We start from the raw sequence: 10,558 nt of genomic DNA, 5'->3' as shown, positions 1-10,558 counted from the left end.
GCTCCAGGCGAGCGCCCAGGCCGGAGGCGATGCAGGCCTCCGCCGCCGCCACCGCCAGACCGCCATCGGAAAGGTCGTGGGCGGAGCGCACCAGACCCGCGGCAATGGACTGGCGCAGGAAGGCCTGCACCCGCAGCTCCAGCGCCAGGTCCGTCAGCGGCGGGCGACCCGTGAGCCGGCCGTGCACCACCTCCAGGTAGCTGCTGCCCCCCAGCCCCAGGCGCCCGTCGCCGCTCTCCTGGAGCGGCACCCCCAGCAGCCAGATGGCATCGCCGGCCTGGCGCCAGGCCAGCCCCGTGACATGGCTCAGGTCGTGCACCAGACCCACCATGCCCACCACCGGGGTGGGGTGGATCGGCTGCATGCGGCCGTCCGGCAGGCGGGTCTCGTTGTACAGCGAGACGTTGCCACCGGTCACCGGCGTGGCCAGGGCGCTGCAGGCCGCCGACAGGCCCCGGCAGGCCATCGCCAGCTGCCAGTAGCCGGTGGCGGTGTCGGGCGAAGGGAAGTTGAGGTTGTCGGTGACGGCCAGGGGCTCGGCGCCGGTGCAGGAGAGATTGCGGGCCGCCTCCGCCACCGCCGCCATGGCGCCCCGTTCCGGATCCAGGGCCACCCAGCGGTTGGGGCAGTCCACCGTCGCCGCCACACCACGGGTCGCCGCCTGCATTGCCCCTTCTCCTTGCTGGGGCCGCAGCCGGATCACCGCCGCATCGGCGCCACCGGGCAGCACCACGGTGTTGGCCTGCACCTGGTGGTCGTACTGGCGGTACACCCATCGTTTGCTGGCGATGGTGGGGTCATCCAGCAGGCGCAGCAGCGCCGCCCCCCAGCCCAGCGGTCCATCGGCCAGGGACAGGCCGCCAGCCTCCGAGGCCGGCGGCAGCTCGGCTTCGCTCCAGCCCCAGTGGGCCTGGATCTCGGCCGGGGGTTCGGCCAGCAGCTCGTGGTGGTTGATCGGCGTGTCGTCCGCCAGGGCACTGGCGGGCACCTCGGCCGCCACCGCACCGTGCTGCAGCACCCGCACCACGTTCTCCTGCAGCACCCGGCCCACCACCGCCGCCTGCAGCCCCCAGCGGCGGAAGCGGGCCATCAGGGGCTCCTCCCGGCCGGCCGCCACCACGAACAGCATCCGCTCCTGGGATTCGCTCAGCAGGAACTCGTAGGCGCTCATGCCGCTCTCCCGCGCGGGTACCCGGTCGAGGTCGAGCTCGATGCCCAGGCCCCCCTTGGCGGCCATCTCCGAACAGCTGCAGGTCAGGCCGGCGGCGCCCATGTCCTGGGCCGCCACCACATCACCGCTCTGGAACGCCTCCAGGCAGGCCTCGATCAGCCCCTTCTCCAGGAACGGATCGCCCACCTGCACGGCGGGCCGGTCGTCGAGGGAGGCCTCGGTGAGCTCGGCGGACGCGAAGCTGGCGCCGCCCATGCCGTCGCGGCCGGTGGTGCTGCCGACGTAGACCACCGGATTACCCACACCCACCGCCCCGGAGCAGACGATGTCCTCGGTCTCCATCAGGCCCAGGGCCATCGCATTCACCAGTGGGTTGCCGCCGTAGCTGGGGTCGAAGGCCACCTCCCCCCCCACCGTCGGCACGCCGACACAGTTGCCGTAGTGGGCGATGCCGGCCACCACCCCCTCCATCAGGCCCACGTTGCGCTCGTCCTCCAGCGGCCCGAAGCGCAGGGCGTTGAGCAGGGCGATCGGGCGCGCCCCCATGGTGAAGATGTCCCGCAGGATGCCCCCCACCCCGGTGGCCGCCCCCTGGAAGGGCTCCACCGCTGATGGGTGGTTGTGGCTCTCGATCTTGAAGGCCAGCCGCTGCCCCTCGCCCAGGTCCACCACCCCAGCGTTCTCGCCGGGTCCCACCAGGATGCGGGGCCCGCTGGTGGGGAACTGGCCCAGCAGGGGGCGGGAGTTGCGATAGCAGCAGTGCTCCGACCACATCACCCCGAACATGCCCAGCTCGGCCCGGTTGGGGGGCCGACCGAGGCGACGCACGATCTCGTCGTAATCGCCCTGGCTCAGGCCCTCCTTGCGCAGGGCCTCGGGCACCGAAAAGGACGGGGTCGAGGCAGGAACCACCGGGGGGCGCGGCAACGGCCCTCCAGTATCAGATCCAGGGGTCGTCGGCGTGGTGGGGCTCCCGACCCCGGTAGCGGTCGCGGCGGGGCGCCGGCTCTTGCGGCGGCGGCTCCGGTGTCGGCTCCGGTTCCTCCTCCTCGGGCCAATCCTCAAGCGGGTCGGGCTCGGCGCGGTCGTTGGCGTAGCGCTCGTCCGGATAGGGGTCGCGGTCGTAGCGGTCGCGGGGGTCGGGCTCAGGGTCCCGCTCGCGTTGAGGCCAGGGGATCTCCTCGCGGAAGGCCTCCGGCCAGGGGGGCTCCTCCAGCCAGCCCTCCAGCCGCTCCTCAACGCGGCCTCCCACCTCCTGCACCTGCTCCTTCCAGCGGCGCGAGCGGCGCAGCAGCTGCTGGCGCACGCTGGCCCGGGCCACCGGCAGGTCATCAAGGCCCCGCAGGGCGGTGAACACCCGGCCGGGCTGTTGGTCAACGATCCGATCGGGGCTCAGGCGCCAGCGGCTACTGCCGGGCAGCCGCGGGTCGCTGCGGGCCACCAGGTAGTGCAGGATACGGCCGCTGCGCAGATCAACGGCGGCATCAGCCACCAATCCCAGGGGCACGTCATCGGCACCGGTGAGGGCGGCATCGATCAGGGTGGGCAGCCGCTCCAGGGTGGCCGCGTCCGTCTCCGCGGGCTCTCCCTTGACGAACACCTCCTGCTCCCCCAGCCCCCGCAGCTGGTCGAGCCGCCAGACGAGTCGCCGCTGGGCGAAGGCCGATGGCCGGCTGGCCCAGCCCAACAGCCGGTGCACCGGCGGATGCATCCAGGCCAGAACGCCCGAGCCACGCTCAAGGCCCTGATCGCAACGCACCTGCCGCAGCAGCAGATCGCTCAGCAGCAGCTGCTCGGGAAGACTCACGCGCTCAGCTGGTGCGGATCTGGACCGGCATCACCAGGTAGGTGAAGGCCTCGTCGGCCCCCACCGGCGCCAGCACGGCCGGGGTGGTGGCGGCATTGCACTGCAGCACCACCTGGTCGGAGCCCATGGCCTTGAGGCCATCGAGCAGGTAGCGGACGTTGAAGGCGATCTCGATCGCCTCCCCCTCGATCGTGGCCGCCAGAGACTCCGAACCGCTGCCCACGTCCTGGGCGTCGGCCCGGATCGTGGCCGTGCCGGCGGCGGGGTCGGCGCTGATCTTGACCACGTTGTTGTGCTGGTCGGCCAGCACCGCCACCCGCTCCAGGGCGGCGATGAAGGCGCGGCGGTCGAGCACCAGGCGGCGCTGGAACGACGGGGGAATCAGCTGGCGGTAGTTGGGGTAGGTGCCATCGAGGCTGCGACTGGTGAGCACCTGGTCGGCGGAGAGCACCACCACCTGGCCCCGTTCGCAGAACAGGCTGAGGGGCTCCTGGGAGCCGCGGCCCGAGAGGATCCGCTCCAGCTCCCGCAGCGAGCGGGCCGGCACCGTGACGGCGAAATCCGCGCCATCGGCGGTGGAGGCCTCCGCCTCGGGGCTGGCGGCGGCCTCCACCGCATGGGAGAGGCGCTGCACAGCCAGCCGGTGGCCATCGGTGGCGGCGCACTCCAGGCCTTCGCCATCGAGGCGCAGGTGCACGCCGGTCAGCAGTTGCTTGTTCTCATCCGGGCTGCTAGCGAACAGGGTGGCCCGCAGCCCCTTCACCAGGGCTTCGGCGTGGAAGCGGATCGGGGTGCCGCTCTGGGCCAAAGGGAGGTCCGGGTAGTCGTCGGCGGGCATCCCCCGCATCCGGTAGCTGCCCGAGAGGTTGGTGAGCTCCAGCTGCTCCTCGCCTTCCGGGCAGCTGAGGCTGATGGGGCTGTCGGTGGCGAGCCGGGCCACGATCTCGCCGAACATCTTCGCCGGCAGGGTGATGGCCCCGCTGGTCTCAACGGCGGCGGGCAGGCTCGTCTGGATGCCGAGGCTGAGATCGAAGCCCGTGAGGCTGAGGCGGCCGGTGCCCGCATCAGCGGTGAGCAACACGTTGGCCAGCACCGGATGGGTGGGCCGCGTCGCCACCGCCCGGCTGACCAGCTGGAGGCTGGCGTTGAGTTCAGCCTGGGAGCAGACCAGCTTCATGGCGGGTGCCGGCGACGGCAGAACGGCGTTCTCGAGGCACCACGGTTTCACAGGGCGCGGCAAAGCGCAACGGGTGGTCTCCCGACTGTTCAAAGGATCAATCAAGGTTGGAAGAGAAGACAAACAGCCCGTCGTCGTAGGGGCGGGGGAAAACGGGTAAACGGGCTGTCTTCCCCTGGCCTCACTGGCGTTTGCCTGGCGCAGGACTGGGGAATGGGCCCAACAAGTGAACCGTTATGAGGTGTTTTCCCCAGAATCCCGGGCTTGGGGACGACGTCCACTGTCCAAGGGGAGTTCCCCTCCCCGGACTCTCCAGCTCGGATGGGGAGAAACTCCCAGGATTTCCCCAGACGGTTGCTCCAGCGGCAGGCAGCGATCGGTGGGGCGCGCCGGCGAATTCAGTGGGCCGGCTTCTGGGTGGCCAGCAGTCGCAGGCAGGGGCCTTGGCACCAATGAAAATCAATGGTCTCGACCCTGAGATCCAGCACTTGCAGGTTTTTTTGAAGGACCAGAGCCTCAAGGGAGCGCGGCGTGTAGAGATTGATGTGTTCGTGGGCTTTGAGACGCCGTTGGTTGCTGATTACTTTCTCAATCAAATCTGTACCATTGAACTCAATCGGAACTTCTAAATAAAGGACGCCGCCTTGGTTTAGATGGGCTAAAGGAGCTTCGAGGAATTGAAGTGGGTCGTAGACATGCTCAAGAACGTGCATGATCTGAATATAGTCAAATTTTACAGCTTCATCCATGGAATTGAGCTTGGTGACGCCGTCAACGGCATCCCAACTGGAAATATCGTAAACATAACGCTTTGCATTGAGGAAGACATCGGGCAATATCATGCCGTCGGAACCCCCCCAATCTAGAATCGATGCAAACGAATCTAACTGTAGTGAGTGGTCCTGAAGAGACTGAACCAGATATGGATTGAGAGATCTAAGGCGACAGGCAGCCTCATCGGGGCCGCCAATAAACTGACCAACGGATTTGATGTAACCGGGATGGAATCTTTCCCAATCTTGCTGGTAAGTTTCCAACCTGTAGTCGTGATACATGGTTGCCAGTTGAGAATCAGTCAGCTGGTGAAAGACTGAAAAAAACTCACATGATTCGCAGATCATGGAATCGGTTGTATTCCAAGCTGAAACTTCAGCATCTATGCAATGCTTTGCTACAAAGGAGAGAAATCCAAACAGCAGACGATCGAGGATCCTCATCTTCTTTCCAGCCCTCAGGCGCGTGCTCGTGACGCGAGCCTTCGTCTGTAAGCCGTAGACGCGATAGGAAAAGAAGGGGTCTAGATCACAACCACTTTTGATAACAGTGACATGCGAGGAACCGCAATTACGACAGACTTTCTCAAGCATCCGTCATTCTCGTTGCGGTAGAGGTGGTTGTGAGTGCGTCCATGATGTCGACTCAGAAGCCCATCACCTTGGCCACGGTCTCGGTTTCGGGGGCGATGCCCGTGTGGAAGGTGGCGTCGTTGTTCTCGATCGCCGTCGTCGGGTCCTTGAGGCCGTTGCCGGTGAGGACGCACACCACCGTGGCGCCGGCCGGCACCTCCTCCCTTCGCTTCAGCAGGCCCGCCACCGAGGCGGCGCTGGCGGGCTCACAGAAGATGCCCTCTCCCTGGCCCAGCAGCTTGTAGGCGTCGATGATCTCGGCGTCGGTGACCGCCATGAAATCGCCGTTGCTCTCCTTGCGTACGTTGAGGGCGTTCTCTTTGTTCACCGGATTGCCGATGCGGATCGCCGTGGCGATGGTGTCCGGCTGCTCCACGGTGTGTCCCAGCACCATCGGCGCCGCACCGGCGGCCTGGAAGCCCATCATTCGCGGCAGCACCGTGCTGTGGCCCGCCTGGCGGTACTCCTTGAAGCCCATCCAGTAGGCGCTGATGTTGCCGGCGTTGCCCACGGGGATGCACAGCCAGTCGGGGGCCTCGCCGAGGGCATCGATCACCTCGAAGGCGGCCGTCTTCTGCCCCTGCAGCCGGTAGGGGTTGAGCGAGTTCACCAGGGTCACCGGGTAGCGGTCGGCCACGTCCCGCACGATCGCCAGGGCCCGGTCGAAGTTGCCCTGCACCGCCAGTACTTCGGCGCCGTACAGCAGGGCCTGGGCCAGCTTGCCCTGGGCCACGTAGCCATCGGGGATCAACACGAAGGCCCGCATGCCGCCCCGGCGCGCATAGGCCGCCGCCGCCGCCGAGGTGTTGCCGGTGCTGGCGCAGATCACCGCCTCCGAGCCCGCCTCCTTCGCCTTGCTGATGGCCATCGTCATGCCCCGGTCCTTGAACGAGCCGGTGGGGTTGAGGCCGTCGTACTTGAGGAACACCTTCACGCCCCGGCCGACCCGTTCGGCGATCACCGGCGCCGGAATCAGGGGGGTGGCCCCCTCCCTAAGGGTCACCACCGGCGTGGCGTCACTGACGGGCAACCAGGAGCGGTAGGCCTCGATCAGCCCTGGCCAGTCCTGCATGGTGGGCTGCCGGCCCAGGCGTCGCAGGGCTCGTAGCAGGGGCACGGGGGACAGCGGCGTGGCTGACGACAATGTAGGTCTCCGGTCTGGGGCGTCAGGGAGCGGGGGCGGCCGGCGCCGGCGTGGCAGGTGCCGGGGCCGCCTGGGCGTCGCTGCCCCGCAGGCCGTCAAGGGGGGATTCGGAGAAGAAGCGCACCAGCTCGCTGATCGAGGAGGCCTTGGAGATCACGCCCATCAGGGCCGGAATGCTCACCTCCAGCTCCCGGGTCGGGTAGGCCCGCAGGAAGCTGATGGCCGAGAGCGACCCCTTGCCCTCGTAGGTTCCCAGCACCATGGCGGCGCGCAGGGCGGGAACGCCGGCCTCCGGGGCCCTCAGGGGGAACAGGATCCGGGCCAGGCGGGCCAGGATCGCCTCACCGATGCGGGTGTTGAGCAGACGGCTCATCAGCACGATCGGCAGCTGCACCGATTCGTTCAGCAGCTTGCTGACGTCCTTGGGGTTCTGCCGGCCAAGGCGCAGCACGTCGGCCAGCAGGCCCCGGGCCTCGCCGGTGGTGGCCAGATGCTCCAGATCCGCCACGGGAATCGAGCGGCGGAACGCACCGCTGGTGAACACCAGGTTCTCGGTGGCGAAGGCCGCGGGAGTCGACCAGCACAGCCCCAGGCCCAGGACAGCGGCCACAAGCCTTCGCCGCTTGTTCACAAATGTCTCCCTTGTCATTGGACTGACTCTACGGATCTCAGGCGCCGGAGACGCCGGCGGCCTGGCGCACCGCCGGTGTCACCAGCACATCCCGCAGCAGGTGCACCACGCCCCGCTCGGCCAGCCCCTTGGCCACCTGCAGCCCCATGCGGCGCAGATCCGGCTCCCCCAGCACCCGCGGCAGGCGCTTCAGCAACAAAGACGGCTCAAAGCCCGGCAGGTCGCGCAGGATCGCCAGCAGCTCCTGGATCGGTTCGAGATCCAGCAGCGGTGTTGACGCCGGGGCGGGGGGCAGGGCCCGCAGCCCCGGTGGCAGGAAGCGGCTCGGCAGCCGTCGGCCGAGCCGCAGGGTGGTGTTCCAGGCCAGGGCATCCATCTGCAGCACCAGCGCATCGACAAGCTGCTGGCGCAGCAGACCGCCGGTGGGGGAGAAGAGGAAATCGAGCACCTGGTCGAGCAGACCCTCCAGGTCGAGCTGCTCCTGGAGCGAGGCGCTGGCCACCAGGCTCTCCAGCCGCTGCCAGCGGAATTCATCGCCGTCGTAGAGCATCTCCCGCAGGCTGCGGCGCAGCTCCGGGTCGGGATCCTCCATCAGCCGGCGGGCGAAGTAGGGGTAGGCGGCACCGAGGATCTTGAAGTCCGGGTCGACACTCAGGGCGATGCCTTCGAGGGTCACCAGCGAGCGGATGATCAGGGCGTAGTAGGGGGGAACCTGGAAGGGGAAGCGGTACATCACCCCGGAGAGGTCGTCGGTGACCGCCTTGAAATCCATGCGGCTGACACCCATCTCCAGGGCCTGACCGAAGACCGTCTCGAAGGCCGGCACGATCGGTTCGAGATCCACCGCCTCGCCCAGGAAACCGAGCTGCACGAAGTCCTTCGAGAGCGCTCCGAAATTGCGGTTCACCAGGTGCACCACCGCCTGGATCAGGCCGGTGCGCGCCTCCCGCGACACCTCGCTCATCATGCCGAAATCCAGGTAGGCGAGGCGCCCGTCCGGAAGGGCCAGCAGGTTGCCGGGGTGGGGATCGGCGTGGAAAAAGCCATGTTCCAGCAGCTGCTGCAGGCTGCAGTTCACCCCCACCTCCACCATGTGGTCGGGGTCAACTCCCAGGGCGCGCACCGCGTCGAGATTGGTGAGCTTGACGCCGTCGATCCATTCCATCGTCAGCACCCGGCGGCTGGTGGCCTGGCGATAGATGGCGGGGACGGCGATGCGGGGGTTGTGGCTGTGCAGGCGGGCGAAGGTTTCGGCGTTGCTGGCCTCGTTGATGTAGTCCATCTCCTCGAAGACCCGCTTGCCGAGTTCATCGATCAGCCCCACCAGATCGCTCTTGATCAGCCCCACATTCCGGTTCAGCCAGGCGGCGATGTTGCGGACGATGTAGAGGTCGAGGGTGATCTGCTCCCGCAACCCCGGCCGCTGCACCTTCACCGCCACCCGTTCGCCGCTCATCAGCACCCCCCGGTGCACCTGCCCGAGGGAGGCGGCGGAAATCGGTTCCTTCTCCAGCGACGCGAAGATCGTGTCCACAGGCGCCTGCAGGTCCTCCTCGATGCAGGCCATGGCCAGGGCACTGTCGAAGCCCGGCAGCTGGTCCTGCAGCTGGGCCAGCTCCTCCAGCAGCACCGGCGGAACGATGTCCGGACGGGTGGAGAGGGCCTGGCCGGCCTTGATGAAGGCGGGGCCGAGAGCCACCAGCAGTTCGGCGCACTCCCGGGCCCGTTGCCGCGCCCGTCCGGGGTTGGCCAGCTGGCCGGTGACCTTGTCGACGCCCACCCCGAGCAGATAGAGGCCGATCGGTACGAGCGTCTGCCAGACCCGCCGCACCAGGCGCATCGGGTGGCCGGCGTAGATGCGGGTGATGGCGGCCGGGTCGTAACTGAGCAGGCCGGCTGCCTCCAGGAAGTCACCCATCTCGATGCCCATCTCGACGGTGGCGGTCAGGCGCTCGGGGGTCGCGGCGGGGGCTGGGGGGGAGGAAACCATGGCGGGGAGGCACCGCCGTGGCGCCGGCAGGCGAAACCCCCTTCTAAACGAAAGTCACAGCCGCTACGGTCGGGCCACGTACCGATCGCTCGCCGGAGGCCTGGGTGCTCACGGGTCTGCGCCTCGAGAACATCGCCCTGATCGAGCGGCTGGAGCTGCTGTTTTCGGCCGGGTTCACCGTGCTCACCGGCGAGACCGGCGCCGGCAAGTCGATCCTGCTGGATGCCCTCGATGCCCTGCTCGGCGGCGCCCAGGGCAGCCAGGGGGCTCGCCTGCTGCGGCGCGGCGCCGAGCGGGGCCGCATCGAGGCCAGCTTCAGCCTCTCTCCCCCGGTGCGCGACTGGCTGGAGCGCCAGGAGCTGGACGCCGAGGAGGGTGAGCTGCTGCTCAGCCGCGACTGGCGCCTGCAGGAGGGCCGGCTCACCAGCCGCCACCGGCTCAACGGCGTGGTGGTGGGCCGCGGCCAGGTGCTGGAGCTGCGGCCCCTGCTGCTCGATCTCACCGTCCAGGGCCAGACCCAGCAGCTGGGCCGCCCCGGCCAGCAGCGCCGCTGGCTGGATCGCTTCGCCGGGGAGGGCCTGGCCCCGGCCCTCGAGGCCACCCGTTCCGCCTGGCAGCGCTGGAAAGGGGAGGCGGATGCCCTGGAGCAGGCCCGCACCGATCGGGAGCGCTTCGCCCTGGAACGGGACCGCCAGGAGCAGCTGCTGGCGGAACTGGAGGCCGCGGCGCTTGAGGATCCCGCTGAGCGCCAGCGGCTCCAGGGGGAGCAGGACCGGCTGGCCCACGCGGTGCGACTGCAGGAAGGGGTGATGGCCCTGATCGGCCGGCTGGTGGAGGGGGCCGAGGCGGCCCCGTCGGTGCTCGACCACCTGGCGGCCTGCGACCAGGAGCTGCAGACCATGGCCGCCCTCGACGCCAGCGTCGTGGCCCTGCACGGGGCCTGCGCCGACGCCCTGGCCGGGCTGCAGGATCTGGCCCGGGATCTGGATCGCTACGGCTCCCTGCTCGAGAGCGACCCGGAGAGCCTGGCCCAGCTACAGGAGCGGATGGCCCTGCTCAAGGCCCTGGAGCGTCGTCACGGCCAGACCCTGCCCGACCTGATCGCCCGGCGCGACAGCCTGCGCCAGCAGCTGGCCCAGGCGGATGCCGCGGCCGCCCTGGCGGGCCTGGAGGTGGCTGAAGCCGCCGCCCGCCAGGAGCGCGATCGGGCCAATGCCGCGCTCAGCCGCGCC

8 protein-coding genes are annotated in these 10,558 nt (G+C 68.6%); 1 reads left to right on the top strand and 7 read right to left on the bottom strand.

Features of this window, described 5'->3' with window-relative positions; all coding sequences use genetic code 11:
* The 7 genes from purL to VB739_RS15070 form a co-directional block, all read right to left on the bottom strand.
* Window positions 1-2,083, bottom strand: a 2,083-nt coding sequence (gene purL / locus VB739_RS15100; protein WP_323357852.1) for a phosphoribosylformylglycinamidine synthase subunit PurL, incomplete at its 3' end; no start/stop codon positions are given.
* A 28-nt stretch (window positions 2,084-2,111) separates the two neighbouring features.
* Complete coding sequence (locus VB739_RS15095) at window positions 2,112-2,978, bottom strand: RNA methyltransferase (protein ID WP_323357851.1); 867 nt, start codon at window positions 2,976-2,978, stop codon at window positions 2,112-2,114.
* 4 nt (window positions 2,979-2,982) lie between these two features.
* Window positions 2,983-4,155: a DNA polymerase III subunit beta gene (gene dnaN, locus VB739_RS15090; protein WP_323357850.1), complete on the bottom strand. Its 1,173-nt coding sequence runs from the start codon at window positions 4,153-4,155 to the stop codon at window positions 2,983-2,985.
* A 398-nt stretch (window positions 4,156-4,553) separates the two neighbouring features.
* On the bottom strand, window positions 4,554-5,522 hold the full coding sequence (locus VB739_RS15085) for a methyltransferase domain-containing protein (RefSeq protein WP_323357849.1): 969 nt from the start codon (window positions 5,520-5,522) through the stop codon (window positions 4,554-4,556).
* Between the two features lie 52 nt (window positions 5,523-5,574).
* A complete protein-coding gene (gene thrC / locus VB739_RS15080) occupies window positions 5,575-6,633 on the bottom strand; it encodes a threonine synthase (protein ID WP_216907283.1) in 1,059 nt (352 codons plus the stop codon).
* A gap of 94 nt (window positions 6,634-6,727) precedes the next feature.
* Window positions 6,728-7,354 carry an alpha/beta hydrolase gene (locus tag VB739_RS15075; protein ID WP_323357848.1) on the bottom strand — a complete coding sequence of 209 codons (627 nt, stop codon included), beginning with the start codon at window positions 7,352-7,354 and terminating at the stop codon, window positions 6,728-6,730.
* 19 nt (window positions 7,355-7,373) lie between these two features.
* A complete protein-coding gene (locus tag VB739_RS15070; protein WP_323357853.1) occupies window positions 7,374-9,266 on the bottom strand; it encodes an AarF/ABC1/UbiB kinase family protein in 1,893 nt (630 codons plus the stop codon).
* A gap of 164 nt (window positions 9,267-9,430) precedes the next feature.
* Here VB739_RS15070 and VB739_RS15065 point away from each other — a divergent pair.
* Window positions 9,431-10,558: AAA family ATPase (locus VB739_RS15065; RefSeq protein ID WP_323357847.1), on the top strand; the 1,128-nt coding region annotated here is incomplete at its 3' end.

This window comes from Cyanobium gracile UHCC 0281, assembly GCF_034931305.1.
In the GTDB taxonomy this organism is placed as follows: Bacteria; Cyanobacteriota; Cyanobacteriia; order PCC-6307; family Cyanobiaceae; genus Cyanobium; species Cyanobium gracile_A.
The sequence above is the reverse complement of the archived record's forward strand: the minus strand, read 5'-3'. Positions and strand labels throughout refer to the sequence as shown.